Origin of the sequence: Kosakonia oryzendophytica, assembly GCF_027886705.1 — a bacterium.
Taxonomy (GTDB): Bacteria; Pseudomonadota; Gammaproteobacteria; order Enterobacterales; family Enterobacteriaceae; genus Kosakonia; species Kosakonia oryzendophytica.
On record NZ_CP115659.1, the window covers coordinates 4,800,006 to 4,824,491 of the forward strand.

The window sequence follows — 24,486 nt, forward strand, 5'->3', positions numbered from 1 at the left end:
GGAACGCCCCCTGGATAACGACTTACGCCGTTCCCGGTGCGCCGGCGGGGAGTGTTACCCCCTGCGGACCCAGCATGCTGACATGGGTAGTTATTGCCAGATACGTGCCAACATAAAAAATCCGCCAGATAAATTTTTAATTTATTGATAAATAAATATTTTATTTTTAACAACGTGCAGAGCGGTTGCGCATCAGAAAGGTATTTTTTATCCTTTAATATCTATTTTTATCTTTTAGGATAAACATGAAGCGTCGAGTGGTGATTGGTGTCCTGGGCACGGTGCTGGATAAACGGGGAAAGCGGCAAAACCGCTTTCGCAAATGGCGGCCAACGGTAGGGCTATGCCAGCAGCCAGATTTTCCTGTCGATCGTCTCGAACTGCTGCATCAACCGCGGGATAAAGGGCTGGCGCAACAGGCTGCGGACGATATTGCGCAACTCTCCCCCCATACCCGCGTTCGCATGCATGCGGTGACGATTAAAGATCCCTGGGATTTTGAAGAGGTGTATGCCGCCTTTCTCGATTTCGCCACGCACTATCCGTTCGATACGGATAACGAAGAGTATCTGGTGCATATCACCACCGGGACGCACGTCGCACAAATCTGTTGGTTTTTGCTGACGGAAGCGCGTTATCTGCCCGCCAGCCTGTTGCAAACCGGCCCGGCGGCAAAAGGTTCGTCTGATGAGGCGATCGCCGCTGGCGTCTGTTCGGTGATCGATCTCGATTTAAGCCGTTACGCCACGTTAACCAGCCGTTTCCAGCGTGAACAACAGCAATCGGTGTCGTTTCTCAAATCCGGCATTGATACCCGCAACACCACCTTTAACCGGCTTATCGATCAGATTGAACGCGTCGCGCTGCGTTCAACGGCACCCATTCTGCTCACAGGCCCCACCGGTGCGGGCAAATCGTTTCTGGCAAAGCGTATTTTCCAGCTACGCCAGTCACGCCATCTGGTGCCGGGGCGACTGGTGGCGGTGAACTGCGCGACGCTGCGCGGCGATAACGCCATGTCGACGCTGTTCGGTCATGTGAAAGGTGCCTTTACGGGCGCACAACAGGCACGTACTGGCCTGCTGCGTGAAGCAGATGGCGGCGTACTGTTTCTCGACGAAATCGCCGAATTAGGGCTGGATGAGCAGGCCATGCTGCTGAAAGCGATTGAAGAGAAAACCTTTTTCCCCTTCGGTTCCGATAAAGAAGTACACAGCGACTTCCAGTTGATCGCCGGGACACACCGGAATATGCAGCAGTGGGTGGATGACGGCCGCTTTCGCGAAGATCTCTATGCGCGTATCAATATGTGGACCTTCGCGCTGCCAGGGCTGGCAGATCGCCGGGAGGATATCGCCCCCAATATTGAGTATGAGTTGCAACGTTTTGCACTGGAGCAACAGACACAAATCCGTTTCGATAAAGATGCCCGTGAGCGCTACCTGGCTTTCGCCTGTTCGCCACACGCGGCATGGCGGGGAAACTTCCGCGAACTCAGTACGTCGATTGCGCGCATGGCCACGCTGGCCGAGCAAGGGCGCATTACGCTCGCGCTGGTCGATGAAGAGCTACAGCGCCTGGAGCACCACTGGCGCGGCGCACCGGTCTCTTCCGCGCTGCCGATAGATCTCAGCGCGCTTGATCTCTTTGATCAACGCCAACTGGAAACCGTGATCGCCATTTGCCGCCGCAGTCAGACGCTGTCGGAAGCCGGGCGCGAACTGTTTGCGGTTTCCCGGCAAAAAAAGGCGAACCCAAATGATGCGGATCGCCTGCGCAAATACCTTGCCCGCTTCGGGTTAAGCTGGGAAAGCGTGCGTAGCGCAACATAAAACATCTTCATCATAATTCGTTTGAATAATATTCCTTAGCACGATAAACAATAACTATGGTCGGGCCCGATCCCGACCCTTATTACAAAAAAGACAACACGACACGACATAACAATCGCAAGGAATAGATACATGCTCGCAACTCTCACGCGGCTGTTCCCGTTATGGGCACTGCTGCTCTCTGTCCTCGCCTATTACTTCCCACCGACGTTTATTGCCATCGGCCCGTGGGTCACCACGCTGCTGATGCTGATTATGCTGAGTATGGGCGTGCACCTGAAAATCGACGACTTCAAACGCGTTCTGGCGCGCCCGGCACCGGTCGCGGCAGGGATTTTCCTGCACTATCTGGTGATGCCGCTGGCGGCATGGCTATTGGCGTTGATATTTAAAATGCCGCCGGACCTCTCCGCCGGAATGGTGCTGGTCGGTAGCGTCGCCAGCGGTACGGCGTCAAACGTGATGATTTATCTGGCAAAAGGCGACGTGGCGCTATCCGTGACTATTTCGTCGGTTTCCACCCTGGTTGGCGTGATTGCGACGCCGCTGCTGACGCGGTTGTATGTGGATGCGCATATTCAGGTGGATGTGATGGGAATGCTGCTAAGCATCCTGCAAATTGTGGTGATCCCGATTGGCCTGGGGCTGGTGATCCACCACCTGTTCCCGCGTCTGGTCAAGGCTGTGGAACCCTGGTTGCCTGCGTTCTCGATGGTCTGCATTCTGGCGATTATCAGTGCTGTGGTTGCCGGTTCCGCCTCGTATATCGCATCGGTCGGTCTGGTGGTTATCGCCGCCGTGATCCTGCATAACAGCATCGGTCTGCTCGGTGGTTACTGGGGTGGGCGTCTGTTCGGGTTTGACGAGTCCACCTGCCGCACGCTGGCCATTGAAGTGGGGATGCAGAACTCCGGTCTTGCGGCCGCACTGGGGAAAATTTACTTCTCGCCACTCGCGGCACTGCCCGGTGCACTGTTCTCCGTCTGGCATAACCTGTCCGGCTCACTGCTGGCAGGCTACTGGTCCGGTAAACCGGTGGATGGGCGGAAAACAGAAGCGGTGACAGAGCGCGAATAACCGGTCTGCCAGGCTTGTCCAGTACGGTGCTCTGCGCATCAAGCGTAACATGACCGTTTATCGGCAACGTGGGGGCGCTTTCCAGAGTTGTGCGCCCCACACATGTACAATACCTGGACATCGCGTACACTCGAAACACATCCCAGGGAGAGAGTCTTATGGCACTGACCAGATTGACGCAAAAAGAGATGACAGAGAGTGAGCAGCGGGAGTTGAAAACGCTGCTCGACCGCGCGCGCATCGCACACGGGCGCCCGCTCAGCAACTCTGAAGCGAATCACGTAAAGAAAGAGTACATCGATAAACTGATGGCGCAGCGTGAAGTGGCTGCGAAGAAAGCCCGCCAGGTGAAAAAACAGCAGGCTTATAAACCGGACGAAAACACGACGTTTTCCTGGTCTGCGAACACCTCAACGCGCGGCAGACGCTGATTAGCGCCCTTTCTTTTTTCGCCCCGGTTGGGTAAAGCGTTTGCCCGCCGGTTTGGCCCGGCTTTTCTCTTCGGGCTTTGCCACTTTCACCGCAGGTTTTTTCGCCGCCTGCGGTTTCGCTTTTGCTTTCGGCTTCGCTTCTGAGGTTGAATTTTCAATCAGCTTAAACAGCGTAATCAACTCATCATCCGTAAGATCGCGCCACTCCCCTGGCGGCAACCCGGTCAGGCTGACGTTCATAATGCGCGTGCGTTCCAGCTTAGTGACGTCATAACCAAAGTGTTCGCACATACGACGGATCTGGCGGTTCAGCCCCTGAACCAGCGTGATGCGGAAGGTAAACGGTGCTTCTTTCTTCACCTTGCACTTTTTGGTTACCGTGCCGAGGATCGGCACACCTGCCCCCATACCGCGCACAAACTCATCGGTAACCGGCTTATTTACCGTGACCAGATACTCTTTCTCATGGTCATTGCCGGCACGCAGGATTTTATTCACCAGATCGCCGTGGTTCGTGAGAAAAATCAGCCCCTGAGAATCTTTGTCTAACCGACCGATAGGGAAGATTCGGCTGCTGTGATTAACGAAATCAACAATATTGTCTTTTTCGCCATCTTCCGTCGTACTGACAATGCCAACGGGCTTATTCAACGCGATAAATACCAGATCTTCTTCGTTTCGCGGCTCGATAAGTTGACCATTCACTTTTACAACGTCTCCGGCAACAACCTGATCGCCAATACCGGCGCGCTTGCCGTTAATAAAGACATTGCCCTGTTCGATGTAACGGTCAGCCTCGCGGCGTGAGCAAATCCCGCTTTCGCTGATGTATTTGTTTAAACGTGTTGATTGGGTTGGCAGCATACATTCTCCTGTAAAAGCGGAATATAACTGGCTTCCGGGAGAGATAAAAATGGATTTTTACGCCATATAATCGAATTTGTGCACTACCGCAGTAAAAGTGTGGTTTTTAGCTCAACACAATGAGCGATAAAAACCAGACAAGCCGTGCCCGTGGGCACGGCACAACACGGGTCAATTCTCGTCGCGTTCGTCGTCTTCATCCGGTTGTTCCAGCACACTGTAGGCCACGGAACAGAACAGGGAGTTCAGGCGTTTCATGTCACCCAACAAGCCAAGGTGCAGCGAACTGGTTTCAATGCTCTGCACGTTTTGCTGATGCAGACGCTCAACGTGTGCATGTGAGAAACGGCGATTCATAATGCGGAAACGGTGCTTGCTGCGGCGCAGGCGGCGAGCACTGGAGATATCGCTGGAGAAAAATACCGACATCGCCAGTTTCAGATTCCCCACCAGCCGTTCGTGCAGCGCATCCAGTTCTTTCAGCCCCTCAAGGGAGAAAGCACGCCGCGCCGCCAGTGATTTGTCCGCAATGTCACTGCCCATTCGCTCGACAATATCGGCGGCCTGCTCAAGGTTGAGCGACATTTCGATAATTTCCGCCCAGCGCTTTGACTCCTCCTCCGCCAGTTCTCCCTGAGGAATGCGCGCCAGATAAAGCTTGATCGCGGTATACAGCACGTTGACGTCATCGGCCTGTTTGCGCAGCTCTTTTCCCTGTCGCGGTTCACCGTGCATCACCTTATGCAGCCCTTCCAGCATCAACTCCATCGCATCGCCCATACGCAGCGTTTCCCGGGCGGCATTGGCCAACGCAAGGGTTGGGGTATCCAGCGCGGAACTGTCGAGATGCTTCGGTTTAAGACGCGTATCCAGTTCCGGTTCTTCGCGGATGATCCGTTTACAGAACTGCGCCATCGGTCCGGCAAACGGCACCATCGCCAGGCAGCGGATCAGGTTGTAGAAAACGTGGAAGTAGATCACCAGTTCCGCTTCCGGGAGCGGCAGTTTTTGCATCGACGTCGCCAGCATATGCACAAACGGCAGAATAATCAGGCTCCCCACCAGCTTAAACAGCAAGCTGCCGAGCGCTACACGGCGAGCCGCAGCATTGGCGGCACTGTTATTCAGCATTGCCAGCAAACCGGAGCCGAGATTTGCGCCGATCACCAGGCACAGTGCCACCGGGAAAGAGATAATACCGGCGGTGGTCAGCGTCGCCGTGAGCAACACCGCCGCCAGGCTGGAGTAACTGATGATGGCGAAGACTGCGCCAATCAGCGCGTCGAGCATGATGTCGCCCGTCAACGACGCAAAAATCACCTGTACGCCATTCGCCTGCGTAATTGGCGTGACCGCCTGCACAATCAGTTCCAACGCCAGCAGGATCAACCCCAGGCCGATACTGACGCGACCCAGTTGCCCTTCGCGGGTTTGCTTACGTCCGAGAAAGAAAATCACGCCGAGAAAAATCAGCAGCGGCGACAGCCAGGAGAGATCGAACGTTAAAATACGCGCCATTAAGGCGGTCCCGACGTCCGCGCCGAGCACGATCACTAATGCCGGGGTAAGCGCCACCAGATCCTGCGCCACAAACGAGGTCACCAGCATCGTGGTGGCGTTACTGCTTTGCACCAGCGCGGTAACACCGATGCCCGCACAGAACGCGAGCGGTTTTTTTTCAACACTTCGGCTGAGAACCGTGCGTAAACGCGCGCCGAACACGCGCATCACACCAGTACGGACAATATGGGTCCCCCATACCAGCAGGGCCACAGCGGAAAGCAGATGGAGCAAAGTCAACACAGGGTCCGGTCCTCCTTATCGTTATGCGTTGCGTGTTACCCACGAAGATAACGTCAACATTATGAAGTAAGTATAAGGCGTTAAAGCCGGGAAAAACGCAGGACGCCGAGCTGACGCCCTCTGAGTTGTAAGGGAAAATGACAATTTTGTGACAGAAACGGAGATTTAGCCGGTAATCATGGAATCAGCGTGCGGAACGGGATGGCGTTTGGCCCATACCACCGAACCAATTTTCAACGCTTCCGACACAAAAAACAGCAGGAATGCTCCCCACGCGGCACTATAACCAGTGAAGTGCATAAACAACGGGATCAACGCTAACGAACATTTTAACGACAATAAACGGGCTATTTCCTGCCCAATAAAGAAGATACTATGAATATCTTTTTTCACAATCAACGACCAGCATGAAAAAAACAACGAGACGATCAGTGCGATATTTATAAAAAACATCACCTGAATAATTCCCCCCATCAAACCACTGGCACCCAACTGTGAAAAATGGGTATAAAAACTGCTTATATCGGAATAAAAAGGAACCTTGCCACTTTGCAGCGAAAAGTAGAAATAACTGACTAATGCCAGCCCATCCATAATTCCCCAAAAGACCAATACGTTATTTTTTAAACTCATAATCCTCATCACATACACCTGGAATCCATTGCCATGATTGGCCCGATTGCGCCCTGGCATCCTCCCCTTGTGGATATTTCTGGGATACTGTGCGCTTCTCGCCATAACGCCGGATAACCGAACGGGTAAAGAGGATTTCGCGAGTATCCGATGTCACGCTGTCCGGGATGGGCGTCCATAACTGAACGCTGTTACGCGCGGTATTCATATAATCCTTACCCTCGGAGCCAAATACCCGCCCTTCATCAGCCATGCTGGTTGCCCGGTTGATCATCATCATCGCCGCGTTTTTCACGCCAGGGTAATCATTTTCACTGTTTTTCCAGTAGCCAGGCCCATACTCCGGCGTCACTGGCGCAAAGCCGCTACGCGTTGGCGCCGGGCGGCCATGCATCGCCACGCTGTCTTTAAAACCGTTCAGAATCGTTCTGATAAACACGGCGTTAAACGACAGAGGTTGCACACAAAACAGATCACCATTCTCGGCAATAAAGAAAGGATAATAGAAGCGGCTACGCGTACTAACATTCGGTCGCGCGACCACCACCACGCCTTTATCCACCAGACTATCAATATGTTTTTCTTTTTGATGACCTAACGGATCGTGCGGCAATCCATATTTAAAACCGTGATGTCGCTTTATGGTATAACCGTCGATGCTGCCCAAAATATTATTCGGGCTGCTCTCAATAAAATATTCTTTTTTGATTATATTTTTCGCGATATCCGGGGCCAGGATGTTTTCAAAATCCTTCGGCAATAGATTTCTTTTCCTTATATCATAAATATCCATTTCATAACACCTAAGTTAAATTTATGACAATTAAATGAAGCGCAAAAGAGTAAGCAATCTTGCCTTTTAGCCGAACGACTATCATACGCATGAAGGTGAACAAGGGTCTAAGAAAATATCCACTTTTAAGAATGTTCTTAGTTTCAATTTGTATTATGTTTGCTTCACAATTGTTTCGCACAAATGAAATAACAATGAAAAAGGGCATTAAAAAATGCCCTTCTGGAATCAGTCCGCATCGTAGCCTAAATTGGGTGCCAGCCAGCGTTCAACTTCCGCCACCGACATGCCTTTGCGCCGTGCATAATCTTCAACCTGATCCCGCTGCAACTGCGCCACAGCAAAATACTTGCTGTCCGGGTGGCTGAAATACCATCCGGAAACGGACGCGCCAGGCCACATCGCAAAAGACTCCGTCAGCTTCATGCCGGTATGCTTTTCCACATCCAGCAGTTGCCAAATCGTCCCTTTCTCAGTGTGTTCCGGACAAGCGGGGTAGCCGGGAGCCGGGCGGATCCCTTGATAATTTTCACGGATCAGTTCGTCATTGCTGAGGTTTTCAGTGGGTGCATAGCCCCAGTACACTTTACGCACCCGCTCGTGCAAATATTCGGCAAACGCTTCAGCCAGACGATCGGCGACGGCTTTCACCATGATTTTGTTGTAATCGTCATGCGCCGCATCGTAGGCCTCTGCCAGCGCATCTTCCTCAAGCCCACCAGTCACCGCGAACGCACCGATGTAGTCCGCTTTGCCGCTCTGTTTTGGCGCAACGAAATCCGCCAGACAGTAGTTAGCAAAGCCCACTTTTTCTGTTTGCTGACGCAGATGACAACCCACTGTCAGAACCTGTGTGCGGGTTTCGTCGCGATAAATTTCAATGTCATCGCCCACGCGATTCGCCGGGAACAGCCCCACCACTCCGCGTGGATTGAGCAGTTTTTCCGCACTCAGTTTATCGAGCATCTCATTCGCATCGGCAAACAAGCGTTTTGCCTCTTCACCCACCACCTCATCTTCCAGAATGCGCGGGTATTTCCCTGCCAGCGACCAGGTCATAAAGAACGGCGTCCAGTCGATATAGTTGCGCAGCGTCTCAATGCTGGCGGTCACGTCCTGCACGCCCAGCCGGTGCGCCACTGGCGGCGTATAGCTTGCCCAGTCGAAAGCCAGGTCGTTCTCCCGCGCTGCCTGCAAAGTCACCGGCGGTGTACGCGGTTTTTTACGCGCGTGCTGGATGCGCACGGTTTCATACTCTTTCCGGGTGCGAGCCACAAAATCATCATGCTGGGTGTCGGACAGGAGGGAAGCCACCACGCCCACGGTGCGCGACGCGTTCTGCACATATACCGTCGGCCCGCTATAGTTTTGCTCGATTTTCACTGCCGTGTGCGCTTTCGAGGTGGTCGCACCACCTATCAGTAGCGGAATGGTAAAGCCCTGGCGTTCCATCTCTTTCGCCACATTAACCATTTCGTCCAGCGACGGAATGATAAGACCGGAGAGACCAATCAGGTCAGCGTTTTCTTCACGCGCGGTCTTCAGGATCTTGTCGGCAGGCACCATCACGCCAAGATCGATAATCTCGTAGTTGTTACATTGCAGCACCACACCAACGATGTTTTTCCCGATATCGTGCACGTCGCCCTTCACTGTGGCGATCACCATCTTGCCGTTGCTCTTACCCTGCTCTTTGCTGGCTTCGATATACGGCTCCAGATACGCGACCGCTTGCTTCATCACGCGGGCAGATTTCACCACCTGCGGCAGGAACATTTTCCCTTCACCGAACAGATCGCCGACCACGTTCATGCCATCCATCAGCGGCCCCTCGATCACTTCAATCGGGCGCGCAGCCTGTTGGCGGGCTTCTTCGGTATCCAGTTCAATAAATTCCGTAATGCCTTTTACCAACGAATATTCGAGGCGTTTTTTCACATCCCAATTGCGCCATTCCGCTTGTTGCGCATTAGCGCCGTCGTCGGCGGCTTTACTGCCGCGGTATTTCTCTGCCAGTTCGAGCATACGTTCCGTCGCATCGTCGCGGCGGTTGAGGATCACATCTTCTACGCCATCACGCAGTTCCGCAGGGAGATCGTCGTAGATAGCCAGTTGCCCGGCGTTGACGATACCCATGTCCATACCGTTGCGAATGGCGTAATAAAGGAACACGGCGTGGATCGCCTCACGCACCGGATCGTTACCACGGAAAGAGAACGACACGTTAGAGACGCCGCCAGAGATGAGTGCATGCGGCAGTTCGCGCTTGATATCTTCACATGCGCCAATAAAGTCCTGTGCGTAGTTGTTATGCTCTTCGATACCGGTTGCGACAGCAAAAATGTTCGGGTCGAAGATAATGTCTTCCGGCGGGAAGCCCACCTCTTCAGTGAGGATGTGGTAAGCGCGGCGGCAGATTTCGATTTTGCGCTCGCGAGTATCCGCCTGACCTACTTCGTCAAACGCCATCACCACCACCGCCGCGCCGTAGCGGCGAACCCGCTTCGCATGGTGAATAAAGGACTCAACCCCTTCTTTCATCGAGATGGAGTTGACGATGCCTTTGCCCTGAATGCATTTCAGCCCTTTTTCAATCACCTCCCATTTGGAGGAGTCGATCATGATCGGCACCCGGGCAATATCCGGCTCACCGGCAATCAGGTTGAGGAAACGCACCATCGCCGCTTCCGCGTCGAGCATCCCTTCATCCATGTTGATGTCGATGATTTGTGCGCCACTTTCCACCTGCTGACGCGCCACGTCCAGCGCTTCGCTGTATTTTTCTTCTTTAATCAGACGTTTGAATTTAGCGGAACCGGTGACGTTGGTACGTTCGCCCACGTTCACAAACAAGCTGTCGTCACCAATGTTCAGCGGTTCGAGCCCCGCCAGACGACAGGCGACAGGCACGTCCGGCAACTTACGCGGCGGCAAACCGGCAACCGCGCGGCTCATGGCAGCGATATGCTCCGGCGTAGTGCCGCAGCAGCCACCGACAATATTCAGGAAGCCCGCTTGCGCCCATTCTCGGATCTGCGTGGCCATGGTGTCGGCATCCAGATCGTACTCGCCGAAGGCGTTCGGCAGACCGGCGTTCGGGTGCGCGGTAACGTAGCATTCCGCAATGCGCGACAGTTCCTGCACGTACTGGCGTAATTCATCCGGCCCCAGGGCGCAGTTCAGGCCGAAGGTGAGCGCATCGGCGTGGCGCAGCGAGTTATAAAATGCTTCGGTCGTCTGACCGGAGAGCGTACGCCCGGACGCATCGGTAATGGTGCCGGAAATCATGATCGGCAGTTCGACGCCCAGCGCATCGAACTCCTCTTTAACGGCGAAGATCGCCGCCTTGGCATTCAGCGTGTCGAACACCGTTTCGATAAGGATCAGGTCCGATCCGCCTTCCACCAGCGCTTTGGTTGACTCACGATAAGCGGCGACCAGTTGATCGAACGAGATGTTACGAAACGCCGGATCGTTCACATCCGGTGAGATAGAGGCAGTGCGGTTGGTTGGGCCAAGCACCCCCGCCACGTAACGCGGCTTGTCCGGGGTTTGTGCAGTCCACTTGTCCGCGCTGGCACGGGCCAGTTTGGCCGCGGCAAAGTTGATCTCCGCCGACAGGGATTCCATCTGGTAATCCGCCATGGCGATGGTCGTTGAGTTGAAGGTATTGGTTTCGATGATGTCGGCACCCGCCGCAAAGTAGGCGTCATGGATGGCGGCAATCACCTCCGGCTTGCTGAGCACCAGCAAGTCGTTGTTACCTTTCAGATCACAGGACCAGTCGGCGAAGCGCTCGCCGCGAAAATCCTGCTCACTCAAACGGTAGCTCTGGATCATGGTGCCCATGCCCCCATCCAGAACCAGAATTCTTTCGTTTAATTGCTGTTTCAGTTGCTCAACTTTGCTGCTCACACGTGCTCCCGACAACGCTCAATCAGGCCAAAAGGCCAGCAGGACATACTGGCACAAAGTAACAGACCGGAAAAGCGGCGCTGGGTTAACATGAGAGATGTTCAGCATCACTCATCCGATCAGTCTGCAACGGAGTTGCGTTATACTCACTTAAAACGAAAATAATTTCCACGATACAGAAAAAGGAGCCAGCCATGGTTGCTTCCGTTCCCGCTAAACGGGGTAGAAAAGCCACGACTCCCGCCGCACCGGCCGGTGGGCAAGTCCAGTCACTGACCCGCGGCCTGAAACTGCTGGAATGGATAGCCGAATCCCACGGCAGCGTCGCACTGACCGAACTGGCGCAACAGGCGGGTTTGCCGAACTCCACTACCCACCGTTTACTGACCACCATGCAACAACTGGGCTTTGTTCGCCAGGTTGGCGATCTGGGCCACTGGTCGGTGGGGGCGCATGCGTTCATCGTTGGCAGCAGCTTTTTGCAAAGCCGCAACCTGATGGCCATTGTGCACCCGATCCTGCGTAAATTAATGGAGGCGTCCGGGGAAACGGTCAACCTTGCCGTACTGGATCAAAGCGATCATCAGGCAATTATTATCGATCAAGTGCAATGTACCCAACTGATGCGCATGTCAGCGCCCATTGGCGGTAAATTGCCGATGCATGCTTCCGGCGCAGGTAAAGCGTTTTTAGCCAATCTGAATGATGAACAGGTCAGCAGCTTACTGCACCGTAAAGGGCTGCATGCTTACACCCATGCGACGCTGGTTTCGCCAGTGCACCTGAAAGAGGATCTCGCCCAGACGCGCAAACGGGGCTACTCGTTCGATGATGAAGAGCATGCGCTCGGCCTGCGCTGCGTGGCGTCTTGTATTTATGACGAACACGGCCAGCCGTTTGCGGCTATCTCTATCTCCGGGCCGCTGTCGCGCATTACCGACGATCGTGTGACGGAACTGGGCGCGATGGTGATCCGCGGGGCAAAAGAGGTTACCCTGGAATTTGGAGGAATGCGTTAACTTCAAAAAGTTATATACCGCCCGTCCATTTTTTACTCGTCTTACGAGATATGTCCGATGACCAGGGAAGTTCACGAGCGCCGTCCGCTCCGGACGCACTATACACGCTGGGCGGCGGCCGCTGCCCGGTATTTACACCAAAAGGGTCACACGCCAGACACCATTTCGCTGTTCAGCATTGTCTTTGCGATACTCTCTTGTCTCGGCTTCCTCGCCGTCTGGCGGGTTGAAAATATTACCCTGCAGCGCGGTCTGCTGCTGTTCGCCTGTTTGGCCGCCCCCATTTTCTTCCATGTGGTGCGTTACTACTTTACCTGACCTATCCCGCCTGCCGTAGCGCGGTTGCGCCAAAGCGTACGCTAAAGCGCTGACGCCTGCGGTAGGCGTAAACATCTTCCACATGCCCGTTGCGGATGCGCATTTGCAGCCCGCGCCAGTAGTCAGCACGTAATAAATCAGCGTGCATCTCCTCAAACAGTGGGCCAATTTTCGGGTCGGCGCACAGCCAGTGACGAAACTCCTCCGGGAAAACATCTCCAGGGGCAACGCTGTACCAGGGCTCAGCGCTGAGCTCATCTTCCGGATAACGCGGCGCAGGGATATCGCGAAAATTCACTTCGGTCATATAGCAAATTTCGTCGTAGTCATAGAACACCACCCGCCCGTGTCGAGTGACGCCGAAATTTTTAAATAACATATCGCCGGGGAAGATATTGGCGGCGGCCAGTTGGCGAATAGCATTGCCGTACTCTTCCACCGCATCGCGCAGTTGCTGGCCTGTGACCTGCTCAAACCACAGGTTGAGCGGCACCATCCGCCGCTCAATATAGAGATGGCTTATCGCAATGCGATCGCCGAGATCGGTGATCTTGCCCGGTGCCTGCTCCTGTAATAACGCCATTAATGCCGGTGAAATTTGCCGCTTTTCCAGTACGAAGTTTTCAAACTCTTGCGTATCGGCCATGCGCCCGACGCGATCGTGTTCTTTAACCAACTGATAGCAGGCGCGGACATGAGCCGCACTCATCTCCTTTTGCGGCGGGAACACGTCCTTGATCACCTTGAATACCCGATCGAAGCCCGGCAGTGTAAATACCAGCATCACCATACCGCGGATCCCCGGCGCTTCAATAAATTGCTCATCGCTGGCGTTGATGTAGTTCAGATACTCGCGATAACTTTCCGTTTTGCCATGTTTCTGGCAGCCAATCGCCATGTACAACTCTGCGGTGGTCTTTCCGGGGAGGATTTCACGCAACCACTCCACGGTAGCAGCAGGCAGCGGGGCATAGACCATAAAATAGGAACGGGCGAAACCAAACACGATACTCGCCTCGGCGTGGGTGGTCAGGCAGGTATCAACAAACAGTTCCCCGTCATCACTGCGATGAATCGGCAGCAAAAAGGGCAGCGTCGCGGCAGGCGTGATCAGCTTACCGACCAGCCAGGCCGCTTTGTTACGGTAGAACAGCTCATTTGCGACCTGCAAATGCGACTGGTTCAGGGTTTCCGGGCCAAATGCATCCGTCAGATGCGCCGCGATATAGCCGACATCACGTGCTTTATCCTGCCAGGGCAGACGCAACGGCAAATCAGACAGGACTTTGGTCAGCAGTGCCTCCCAGCCTCGCTCCGGCCAGAATGCTTTCGCCAGCGGGCGTGGAATGGTGCGAAAACGCCGCTCGGGCTGCGAACTGAAGATAAACAAGCGTTCCGGCGTCAGTGATCGATGATCAAACAGACGGCAATAGACGGAGTTAAAGAAACTTTCGGCAATCTCAAAGCGTGGATAGTCCGGCAATAATTGGGTGTAGTGCTCTTTTACCCGCAACAGGAAAGCGGCATCCGGACTTTGGCTGTCTGTGATGCAGCGCAACTGTTCCACCACCAGTCCCACATGATGATCATAGAGGTGGATACGCTGTTTCATGGCCTGCTGGACGGCCTGCCAGTCTGCCTGCTCAAAGCGCTGCTGCGCGCCGGAGGTCACTTCCAGAAACCGCCCATATTGAGCATCAAAGCCCTGTAAGATCGTTTGTGCAATCAGCAGTTCCAGGCCACGCGACATAGTTTTCCCTCATTGGTCCCTCCCCCCGGTGGGGAGAGGGAGAACAGATCAGAACTGTGCTTCTTCCGTCGACCCGGTCAGCGCGGTGACCGAAGAGGTTCCGCCCTGAATAATGGTGGTCACCTTATCGAAGTAGCCCGTACCGACCTCCTGCTGATGCGAAACAAAGGTATAGCCCTCTTTACCTGCCGCGAACTCTGGCTGTTGCACCTTCTCAACATAGTGTTTCATCCCCTCACCTTGTGCATAAGCGTGAGCCAAATCGAACATGTTGAACCACATGCTGTGGATGCCCGCGAGGGTAATAAACTGGAATTTGTACCCCATGTCCGACAGCGCCTGCTGGAAACGCGCGATGGTGCTGTCATCGAGATTTTTCTTCCAGTTAAACGATGGCGAACAGTTGTAGGCCAGCAGTTTGCCCGGGAATTTCGCGTGGATGGCTTCGGCGAAACGGCGGGCCATCTCAAGATCCGGCGTTGACGTTTCGCACCACACCAGATCGGCGTACGGCGCATACGCCAGGCCACGGCTGATGGCTTGTTCGATACCGGCGTGGGTACGATAGAAACCTTCACTGGTGCGTTCACCGGTAATAAAAGCGCTGTCATACGGGTCGCAGTCGGAGGTCACCAGATCGGCGGCATCGGCGTCGGTACGAGCAACCAGTAAGGTTGGTACGCCAAGCACATCTGCAGCAAGACGTGCGGCGACCAGTTTCTGCACCGCTTCCTGGGTGGGTACCAGCACTTTCCCGCCCATGTGACCGCATTTCTTCACCGAGGCAAGCTGGTCTTCGAAGTGAACGGCCGCAGCACCGGCTTCGATCATCGATTTCATCAGTTCAAATGCGTTCAGCACCCCACCAAAACCGGCTTCGGCATCGGCAACAATTGGCAGGAAATAATCGACAAAGCGCGGATCACCGGGCTCAATACCTGCCGCCCACTGGATCTGATCCGCACGGCGGAACGTGTTATTGATGCGCTCCACCACCGATGGCACCGAGTTTGCCGGATACAGCGACTGGTCCGGATACATGCTGGAGGCCAGGTTTGCATCTGCCGCCACCTGCCAGCCGGAGAGATACACAGCTTCAATACCCGCTTTCGCTTGTTGCAGCGCCTGGCCACCTGTCAATGCACCAAGGCTGTTGATATACCCTTTTTTCGACTCGCCATGCAGCAAGCGCCACATTTTGGCGGCACCGAGTTGCGCCAGCGTACATTCCGGGTTTACCGAGCCACGTAATTTCACCACCTCTTCCGCCGTATAGGGGCGGCGAATGCCTTCCCAGCGCGGTTGTGTCCACTCTTTTTGTAATGCTTCGATTTGTTGGGTACGGGTTTTCATATACAGATGCTCCATAGTGTGACAGGTGGGTGAATTACGCTAACAGGCGATAGCCAGGCAACGTCAGGAAATCGATCAGTTCATCGGAGGTAGTGATCTGCTCCATCAGGCGTGCGGCATCATCAAACCGCCCGCTGCTAAAGCGGTGTTCACCCAACTCTTCCTGAATAACCAGCATCTCTTCAGCCAGCATCTGGCGGAACAGTGCTTTGGTCACCGCTTTGCCGTTGCTCAGCGTTTTTTCGTGGTGGATCCATTGCCAGATGGAGGTACGGGAGATTTCTGCTGTGGCGGCATCTTCCATCAGTCCGTAAATCGGCACACAACCGTTACCAGAGATCCACGCTTCGATGTACTGCACCGCCACACGAATGTTGGCGCGCATGCCTTCTTCTGTGCGTTCGCCTTCACAAGGTGCCAGCAGTTGATCAGCGGTGATCGGCGCATCCTCTTCACGGCTCACCGATAACTGATTTTTGTTGTCGCCCAGTGCCGCGTTAAACACCTCCATCACCGTGTCGCCAAGACCCGGGTGGGCAATCCACGTACCGTCATGACCGTTTTTGGCTTCAAGTTCTTTATCTGCCTTAACCTTATTCAGTACCCAGTTATTACGTTCTGTATCTTTACTGGGGATAAACGCCGCCATGCCGCCCATGGCAAATGCACCGCGACGATGACAGGTTTTGATCAGCAGGCGGGAATAAGCGCTCAGGAATGGTTTGTCCATCGTCACGACCTGGCGATCGGGCAGAACGCGGTCCGGGTAATTTTTTAACGTTTTGATATAGCTGAAAATATAATCCCAGCGCCCGCAATTAAGCCCGACGATATGGTCGCGCAGGGCATGCAGGATCTCATCCATCTGGAATACCGCTGGCAGGGTTTCAATCAACAATGTTGCTTTGATTGTGCCGCGCGGCAGGTTAAAGCGGTCTTCCGTAAAGCTAAAGACCTCACTCCACCATGCCGCTTCTTGCCAGGACTGGGTTTTTGGCAGATAGAAATAGGGACCGCTGCCTTTGGCGAGCAGGTTTTTATGGTTGTGAAAAAAGTAGAGTGCAAAATCAAACAGGCTGCCGGGGATGGCTTCTTCACGCCAGGTGACGTGCTTCTCTGGCAAGTGCAAACCGCGAACGCGGCAAACCAGTACCGCCGGGTTGGGCTTGAGTTGATAGATTTTGCCTGCCTCGTTGGTATAGCTGATGGTACCGTTAACCGCATCACGCAGGTTGATCTGCCCGTCGATCACTTTTTCCCAGTTCGGTGCCAGCGAATCTTCAAAATCCGCCATAAACACTTTTACATTCGCGTTGAGTGCATTGATCACCATTTTCCGCTCAACCGGCCCGGTGATCTCCACCCGACGATCTAGCAAATCGTCTGGGATACCCCGGATAGTCCAGTCGCTTTCACGAATGGAAGTTGTTTCCGAAATAAAACCAGGCAACGTTCCGGCATCGATCTGCTGTTGCTGGCGCAGTCGCGCAGCCAATAACTGATTGCGTTTTGGCGTAAAGCGGGTGACCAGCTCACTCAGAAATTCCACCGCCGCGGGTGTGAGGATCTGCTTTTCCTGCTCGCCATAGGGCTGCGTAAAGGCCAGTTCATCGGTTGTTGTCGCCTGTTGTGTCATGGTACGGCTCCTCATTTATGCATCGAAGACATTTCCCAATGCGAACGAAGATCGGGTGTGCAGTTTTCGTTCAGCAGGATCAATCCTGGCCAATTCTTTTTCCAAAATCAAAAACAATTTCCATTTTTAATTTAAAATGAATTTAACTTGCTGATAACATTGGAATTATATTTTTAGGCTGCTGTGAAGTGATTTTCGGAAATAAAAAAGGCGCCCGAAGGCGCCTGGAATGCAGGGCTGAAACGCTTAATCCAGTGTCGGATTCATATGACTCAGATCGAATGGCGTAATCTGGTAGACGTAGTAGTTAAGCCAGTTGATGAACAGCAAATTACCATGACTACGCCAGGATGCATGCGGCGTGTTCTGCGGATCGTCTTTCGGGAAATAGTTGTACGGCAATTCCGGACTCAGACCGGCATCTACATCGCGGAAGTACTCATTCGCCAGTGTGTTGGCATCGTATTCCGGATGCCCCGTGACAAAGGCAATACGTTTGTCCTTGCTGGCAAACAGATAGGCATCTCCGCCTTCGGTTTCCGCAAGAATATCCAGATCGGTGTAATCACGGATCAATACGGCCGGGAAGTCGGCATAACGGGAGTGGGGAGCCAGAAATACATCATCAAACCCACGGGTCAGTAAAGCATGAGGATGAAGAATGCGGTGTTCGTATACGCCTGAAAGTTTTTCGCTGCGGGTCTGCTTAGGAATGCCATAGAGGATGTTTAGTGCGGCCTGAACCGCCCAACAGACAAACAGCGTTGAGGTGACGTGATCTTTTGCCCACTCCAGAACCTGCTCGATCTGAGGCCAGTAGGCAACATCGTTGAACTCCACCAACCCTAACGGTGCGCCGGTGACGATCAAACCATCGTAGTTTTCGTGGCAGATCTCATCGAAGTTGCAATAAAAGGTGTTCAGGTGTTCGGCGGGCGTATTGCGCGACTCGCGTGAGTCGATACGCAGCAGACGCACATCCACCTGCAGCGGTGAGTTCGACAGCAGGCGCAGGAACTGGTTTTCCGTCTCAATTTTTTTCGGCATCAGGTTGAGGATAAGCACCTTCAGCGGACGAATTTCCTGAACTGTTGCGCGTGAGGTCGTCATTACAAAGACATTCTCATCACGTAAGAAGTTGACGGCTGGCAGCTCGTCCTGCACCCGAATCGGCATAACTTATATCCTCACTGCATACGTTTAAACGTTTAGACATCCAGATAGCCGAAGATACCCAGGAATTGTCAAAATGTCGAGATCGCAAGTGGAAGGTGAGAAATTTTCACGTCCCGCCCCGTTGGTTTAGCGAATGATTTCACCGTTGCGGCCTCTTGCCGGAACGGTTTTTTTAGCCTGACTCAGGGCCGCCAGTACTTGTTGATCGCTGAGGGGAGTCGGGCTGGCAATGACCTGCGGGCTGCGACATTTACCATGCGATGCACCAAATGTCATTTCAAGGATAGCGCGCTCTTCGACGGCAGACAGGCCACCTTCGTTCATTTCTAACGCATGTGACAGGATTTCGAGGCGCCCCATGCCGGGAAGCAGGCTCTGCCAGAAAGAACGAGGAATCAACTGTTGGATGAGGTCATGCAACAGTTTTTCGGCGAGGAAGAAATCGGCGACCAGGATCCGCTGATTGCTGAAAGCTTTCTGGCCGGAAACGTGTTGATGGGTATTAAGATTGCGTACAACCATGCGGTTTTTATAAAGTTGGACATACAGAACAGCCATGGCGACTTCCTTTAGCAGTTTTTTAGCAGTCAGTGCAGGCTAAACAATAGCAAAAAGGCCCAGTCTTCCGACTGGGCCTTCTGCTTTATTTGATGCCTGGCAGTTCCCTACTCTCGCATGGGGAGACCCCACACTACCATCGGCGCTACGGCGTTTCACTTCTGAGTTCGGCATGGGGTCAGGTGGGACCACCGCGCTAGTGCCGCCAGGCAAATTCTGTCATCAACACACCTTCCGGTCTGTCAATATAATCTGTATCAGGCTGATTATTGTCTCTCTTCCGCCAAAACATCTTCGGCGTTGTAAGGTTAAGCCTCACGGTTCATTAGTACCGGTTAGCTCAACGCATCGCTGCGCTTACACACCCGGCCTATCAACGTCGTCGTCTTCAACGTTCCTTCAGGAGACTCAAGGTCTCAGGGAGAACTCATCTCGGGGCAAGTTTCGTGCTTAGATGCTTTCAGCACTTATCTCTTCCGCATTTAGCTACCGGGCAGTGCCATTGGCATGACAACCCGAACACCAGTGATGCGTCCACTCCGGTCCTCTCGTACTAGGAGCAGCCCCCCTCAATTCTCCAGCGCCCACGGCAGATAGGGACCGAACTGTCTCACGACGTTCTAAACCCAGCTCGCGTACCACTTTAAATGGCGAACAGCCATACCCTTGGGACCTACTTCAGCCCCAGGATGTGATGAGCCGACATCGAGGTGCCAAACACCGCCGTCGATATGAACTCTTGGGCGGTATCAGCCTGTTATCCCCGGAGTACCTTTTATCCGTTGAGCGATGGCCCTTCCATTCAGAACCACCGGATCACTATGACCTGCTTTCGCACCTGCTCGCGCCGTCACGCTCGCAGTCAAGCCAGCTTATGCCATTGCACTAACCTCCTGATGTCCGACCAGGATTAGCTGACCTTCGTGCTCCTCCGTTACGCTTTAGGAGGAGACCGCCCCAGTCAAACTACCCACCAGACACTGTCCGCAACCCGGTTTACGGGTCCACGTTAGAACATCAAACATTAAAGGGTGGTATTTCAAGGTTGGCTCCACGCAGACTGGCGTCCACGCTTCAAAGCCTCCCACCTATCCTACACATCAAGGCTCAATGTTCAGTGTCAAGCTATAGTAAAGGTTCACGGGGTCTTTCCGTCTTGCCGCGGGTACACTGCATCTTCACAGCGAGTTCAATTTCACTGAGTCTCGGGTGGAGACAGCCTGGCCATCATTACGCCATTCGTGCAGGTCGGAACTTACCCGACAAGGAATTTCGCTACCTTAGGACCGTTATAGTTACGGCCGCCGTTTACCGGGGCTTCGATCAAGAGCTTCTCCTTACGGATAACCCCATCAATTAACCTTCCGGCACCGGGCAGGCGTCACACCGTATACGTCCACTTTCGTGTTTGCACAGTGCTGTGTTTTTAATAAACAGTTGCAGCCAGCTGGTATCTTCGACTGATTTCAGCTCCACGGGTAAACCGCTTCACCTACATATCAGCGTGCCTTCTCCCGAAGTTACGGCACCATTTTGCCTAGTTCCTTCACCCGAGTTCTCTCAAGCGCCTTGGTATTCTCTACCTGACCACCTGTGTCGGTTTGGGGTACGATTTCGTGTTACCTGGAGCTTAGAGGCTTTTCCTGGAAGCAGGGCATTTGTCACTTCAGCACCGTAGTGCCTCGTCATCACGCCTCAGTGTTAAAGTGAACCGGATTTACCTGGAACACACACCTGCACGCTTAAACCGGGACAACCGTCGCCCGGATGACATAGCCTTCTCCGTCCCCCCTTCGCAGTAACACCAAGTACAGGAATATTAACCTGTTTCCCATCGACTACGCCTTTCGGCCTCGCCTTAGGGGTCGACTCACCCTGCCCCGATTAACGTTGGACAGGAACCCTTGGTCTTCCGGCGAGCGGGCTTTTCACCCGCTTTATCGTTACTTATGTCAGCATTCGCACTTCTGATACCTCCAGCATGCCTCACAGCACACCTTCGCAGGCTTACAGAACGCTCCCCTACCCAACAACACATTCGTGTCGCTGCCGCAGCTTCGGTGCATGGTTTAGCCCCGTTACATCTTCCGCGCAGGCCGACTCGACCAGTGAGCTATTACGCTTTCTTTAAATGATGGCTGCTTCTAAGCCAACATCCTGGCTGTCTGGGCCTTCCCACATCGTTTCCCACTTAACCATGACTTTGGGACCTTAGCTGGCGGTCTGGGTTGTTTCCCTCTTCACGACGGACGTTAGCACCCGCCGTGTGTCTCCCGTGATAACATTCTCCGGTATTCGCAGTTTGCATCGGGTTGGTAAGCCGGGATGGCCCCCTAGCCGAAACAGTGCTCTACCCCCGGAGATGAATTCACGAGGCGCTACCTAAATAGCTTTCGGGGAGAACCAGCTATCTCCCGGTTTGATTGGCCTTTCACCCCCAGCCACAAGTCATCCGCTAATTTTTCAACATTAGTCGGTTCGGTCCTCCAGTTAGTGTTACCCAACCTTCAACCTGCCCATGGCTAGATCACCGGGTTTCGGGTCTATACCCTGCAACTTAACGCCCAGTTAAGACTCGGTTTCCCTTCGGCTCCCCTATTCGGTTAACCTTGCTACAGAATATAAGTCGCTGACCCATTATACAAAAGGTACGCAGTCACACCCCAGAGGGTGCTCCCACTGCTTGTACGTACACGGTTTCAGGTTCTTTTTCACTCCCCTCGCCGGGGTTCTTTTCGCCTTTCCCTCACGGTACTGGTTCACTATCGGTCAGTCAGGAGTATTTAGCCTTGGAGGATGGTCCCCCCATATTCAGACAGGATACCACGTGTCCCGCCCTACTCATCGAGCTCACAACCTGTGCATTTTTGTGTACGGGGCTGTCACCCTGTATCGCGCGACTTTCCAGACGCTTCCACTAACACACAAGCTGATTCTGGCTCTGGGCTCCTCCCCGTTCGCTCGCCGCTACTGGGGGAATCTCGGTTGATTTCTTTTCCTCGGGGTACTTAGATGTTTCAGTTCCCCCGGTTCGCCTCATTAACCTATGGATTCAGTTAATGATAGTGTGACGAATCACACTGGGTTTCCCCATTCGGACATCGCCGGTTATAACGGTTCATATCACCTTACCGGCGCTTTTCGCAGATTAGCACGTCCTTCATCGCCTCTGACTGCCAGGGCATCCACCGTGTACGCTTGGTCGCTTAACCTCACAACCCGAAGATGTTTCGTGAAACATCCTCAGTTGCGAAAATTTGAGAGACTCGCAGAACAGTTTGCACTGCTCTGTGTTTCAATTTTCAGCTTGATCCAGATTTTTAAAGAGCAAATATCTCAAACATGACTCGTGAGTCAGTTTTGAGATACGGTGGCCGGTGACTTTCACTCACAAACCAGCAAGTGGCGTCCCCTAGGGGATTCGAACCCCTGTTACCGCCGTGAAAGGGCGGTGTCCTGGGCCTCTAGACGAAGGGGACACTGAAGTCTCAATCGCAAGACGCCTTGCTTCTTTCTTTTCATCAGACAATCTGTGTGAGCACTGCAAAGGCAGGTTCTTTAAGGTAAGGAGGTGATCCAACCGCAGGTTCCCCTACGGTTACCTTGTTACGACTTCACCCCAGTCATGAATCACAAAGTGGTAAGCGCCCTCCCGAAGGTTAAGCTACCTACTTCTTTTGCAACCCACTCCCATGGTGTGACGGGCGGTGTGTACAAGGCCCGGGAACGTATTCACCGTGGCATTCTGATCCACGATTACTAGCGATTCCGACTTCATGGAGTCGAGTTGCAGACTCCAATCCGGACTACGACGCACTTTATGAGGTCCGCTTGCTCTCGCGAGGTCGCTTCTCTTTGTATGCGCCATTGTAGCACGTGTGTAGCCCTGGTCGTAAGGGCCATGATGACTTGACGTCATCCCCACCTTCCTCCAGTTTATCACTGGCAGTCTCCTTTGAGTTCCCGGCCGGACCGCTGGCAACAAAGGATAAGGGTTGCGCTCGTTGCGGGACTTAACCCAACATTTCACAACACGAGCTGACGACAGCCATGCAGCACCTGTCTCACAGTTCCCGAAGGCACCAAGGCATCTCTGCCAAGTTCTGTGGATGTCAAGACCAGGTAAGGTTCTTCGCGTTGCATCGAATTAAACCACATGCTCCACCGCTTGTGCGGGCCCCCGTCAATTCATTTGAGTTTTAACCTTGCGGCCGTACTCCCCAGGCGGTCGATTTAACGCGTTAGCTCCGGAAGCCACGCCTCAAGGGCACAACCTCCAAATCGACATCGTTTACAGCGTGGACTACCAGGGTATCTAATCCTGTTTGCTCCCCACGCTTTCGCACCTGAGCGTCAGTCTTCGTCCAGGAGGCCGCCTTCGCCACCGGTATTCCTCCAGATCTCTACGCATTTCACCGCTACACCTGGAATTCTACCTCCCTCTACGAGACTCCAGCCTGCCAGTTTCGAATGCAGTTCCCAGGTTGAGCCCGGGGATTTCACATCCGACTTGACAGACCGCCTGCGTGCGCTTTACGCCCAGTAATTCCGATTAACGCTTGCACCCTCCGTATTACCGCGGCTGCTGGCACGGAGTTAGCCGGTGCTTCTTCTGCGGGTAACGTCAATTGCTGCGGTTATTAACCACAACACCTTCCTCCCCGCTGAAAGTACTTTACAACCCGAAGGCCTTCTTCATACACGCGGCATGGCTGCATCAGGCTTGCGCCCATTGTGCAATATTCCCCACTGCTGCCTCCCGTAGGAGTCTGGACCGTGTCTCAGTTCCAGTGTGGCTGGTCATCCTCTCAGACCAGCTAGGGATCGTCGCCTAGGTGAGCCGTTACCCCACCTACTAGCTAATCCCATCTGGGCACATCTGATGGCAAGAGGCCCGAAGGTCCCCCTCTTTGGTCTTGCGACGTTATGCGGTATTAGCTACCGTTTCCAGTAGTTATCCCCCTCCATCAGGCAGTTTCCCAGACATTACTCACCCGTCCGCCACTCGTCACCCGAGAAGCAAGCTCCTCTGTGCTACCGTTCGACTTGCATGTGTTAGGCCTGCCGCCAGCGTTCAATCTGAGCCATGATCAAACTCTTCAATTTAAAAGTTTGATGCTCATCGAATTAAACTTCGTAATGAATTACGTGTTCACTCGTGAGACTTGGTATTCATTTAGCGTCCGTGGACGTCAAGAATCCATGTCACTTTGAGTGCCCACACAGATTGTCTGATAAATTGTTAAAGAGCAGTTGTGACGCGCTCTGGAGCGCTGTCACGAGGTGGCGTATATTACGCTTTCCTCTTTCAGAGTCAACCCTGAATTT

15 protein-coding genes, 1 tRNA gene and 3 rRNA genes are annotated in these 24,486 nt (G+C 53.6%); 5 read left to right on the forward strand and 14 right to left on the reverse strand.

Annotation, left to right across the window (positions count from 1 at the left end):
* Window positions 1-245: 245 nt before the first annotated feature.
* From rtcR to O9K67_RS23130, 3 genes are all read left to right on the forward strand, one after another.
* The gene (gene rtcR / locus O9K67_RS23120; RefSeq protein WP_061498918.1) at window positions 246-1,832 is read left to right on the forward strand and encodes an RNA repair transcriptional activator RtcR; all 1,587 of its coding nucleotides are present in this window, start codon (window positions 246-248) and stop codon (window positions 1,830-1,832) included.
* Window positions 1,833-1,964: 132 nt separating this feature from the next.
* A complete protein-coding gene (gene panS, locus O9K67_RS23125) occupies window positions 1,965-2,909 on the forward strand; it encodes a ketopantoate/pantoate/pantothenate transporter PanS (protein WP_061498922.1) in 945 nt (314 codons plus the stop codon).
* A 158-nt stretch (window positions 2,910-3,067) separates the two neighbouring features.
* Window positions 3,068-3,340, forward strand: coding sequence for a DUF3811 domain-containing protein (locus O9K67_RS23130; RefSeq protein ID WP_061498925.1), 273 nt, complete (start codon window positions 3,068-3,070; stop codon window positions 3,338-3,340).
* Here O9K67_RS23130 and rluF read toward each other — a convergent pair whose 3' ends face one another.
* From rluF to metH, 5 genes are all read right to left on the reverse strand, one after another.
* Window positions 3,341-4,204, reverse strand: a complete 864-nt coding sequence (rluF, locus tag O9K67_RS23135; protein ID WP_061498928.1) for a 23S rRNA pseudouridine(2604) synthase RluF — start codon at window positions 4,202-4,204, stop codon at window positions 3,341-3,343.
* A 171-nt stretch (window positions 4,205-4,375) separates the two neighbouring features.
* Window positions 4,376-6,007 (reverse strand): Na/Pi cotransporter family protein, encoded by a 1,632-nt coding sequence (locus O9K67_RS23140; protein WP_061498931.1) that lies wholly within the window; start codon window positions 6,005-6,007, stop codon window positions 4,376-4,378.
* 165 nt (window positions 6,008-6,172) lie between these two features.
* Window positions 6,173-6,640 carry a hypothetical protein gene (locus O9K67_RS23145; protein ID WP_082794194.1) on the reverse strand — a complete coding sequence of 156 codons (468 nt, stop codon included), beginning with the start codon at window positions 6,638-6,640 and terminating at the stop codon, window positions 6,173-6,175.
* Complete coding sequence (locus O9K67_RS23150) at window positions 6,624-7,433, reverse strand: hypothetical protein (RefSeq protein ID WP_245191394.1); 810 nt, start codon at window positions 7,431-7,433, stop codon at window positions 6,624-6,626. The genes O9K67_RS23145 and O9K67_RS23150 overlap by 17 nt, the downstream gene beginning before the upstream one ends.
* Before the next feature lie 228 nt (window positions 7,434-7,661).
* Window positions 7,662-11,348, reverse strand: a complete 3,687-nt coding sequence (gene metH, locus O9K67_RS23155) for a methionine synthase (protein ID WP_061498939.1) — start codon at window positions 11,346-11,348, stop codon at window positions 7,662-7,664.
* 194 nt (window positions 11,349-11,542) lie between these two features.
* Between metH and iclR the strand changes: the two genes are divergently transcribed.
* Together iclR and O9K67_RS23165 are read left to right on the forward strand one after the other, a co-directional pair.
* Window positions 11,543-12,367 carry a glyoxylate bypass operon transcriptional repressor IclR gene (gene iclR / locus O9K67_RS23160; protein WP_061498942.1) on the forward strand — a complete coding sequence of 275 codons (825 nt, stop codon included), beginning with the start codon at window positions 11,543-11,545 and terminating at the stop codon, window positions 12,365-12,367.
* A 57-nt stretch (window positions 12,368-12,424) separates the two neighbouring features.
* Window positions 12,425-12,685 carry a hypothetical protein gene (locus tag O9K67_RS23165; protein WP_148654726.1) on the forward strand — a complete coding sequence of 87 codons (261 nt, stop codon included), beginning with the start codon at window positions 12,425-12,427 and terminating at the stop codon, window positions 12,683-12,685.
* Window position 12,686: 1 nt separating this feature from the next.
* Here the strand turns inward: O9K67_RS23165 and aceK are convergent, their stop codons facing one another.
* The 9 genes from aceK to O9K67_RS23210 form a co-directional block, all read right to left on the reverse strand.
* On the reverse strand, window positions 12,687-14,435 hold the full coding sequence (gene aceK, locus O9K67_RS23170; protein ID WP_061498944.1) for a bifunctional isocitrate dehydrogenase kinase/phosphatase: 1,749 nt from the start codon (window positions 14,433-14,435) through the stop codon (window positions 12,687-12,689).
* Window positions 14,436-14,483: 48 nt separating this feature from the next.
* On the reverse strand, window positions 14,484-15,788 hold the full coding sequence (gene aceA / locus O9K67_RS23175) for an isocitrate lyase (protein WP_061498947.1): 1,305 nt from the start codon (window positions 15,786-15,788) through the stop codon (window positions 14,484-14,486).
* 34 nt (window positions 15,789-15,822) lie between these two features.
* Window positions 15,823-17,424 carry a malate synthase A gene (gene aceB / locus O9K67_RS23180; protein ID WP_061498950.1) on the reverse strand — a complete coding sequence of 534 codons (1,602 nt, stop codon included), beginning with the start codon at window positions 17,422-17,424 and terminating at the stop codon, window positions 15,823-15,825.
* Between the two features lie 246 nt (window positions 17,425-17,670).
* Window positions 17,671-18,600: a homoserine O-acetyltransferase MetA gene (metA, locus tag O9K67_RS23185; RefSeq protein ID WP_061498952.1), complete on the reverse strand. Its 930-nt coding sequence runs from the start codon at window positions 18,598-18,600 to the stop codon at window positions 17,671-17,673.
* Between the two features lie 126 nt (window positions 18,601-18,726).
* The gene (locus tag O9K67_RS23190) at window positions 18,727-19,158 is read right to left on the reverse strand and encodes a YjaA family stress response protein (protein WP_061498954.1); all 432 of its coding nucleotides are present in this window, start codon (window positions 19,156-19,158) and stop codon (window positions 18,727-18,729) included.
* Between the two features lie 94 nt (window positions 19,159-19,252).
* A 5S ribosomal RNA gene (gene rrf, locus O9K67_RS23195) occupies window positions 19,253-19,368 on the reverse strand.
* A gap of 94 nt (window positions 19,369-19,462) precedes the next feature.
* Window positions 19,463-22,370, reverse strand: a 23S ribosomal RNA gene (locus tag O9K67_RS23200).
* Between the two features lie 191 nt (window positions 22,371-22,561).
* Window positions 22,562-22,637: transfer RNA gene (locus tag O9K67_RS23205), tRNA-Glu, on the reverse strand.
* A gap of 85 nt (window positions 22,638-22,722) precedes the next feature.
* Window positions 22,723-24,264 (reverse strand): 16S ribosomal RNA (locus tag O9K67_RS23210).
* The 16S, 23S and 5S rRNA genes sit together here with 1 tRNA gene alongside, the layout of an rRNA operon.
* Window positions 24,265-24,486: the final 222 nt, after the last annotated feature.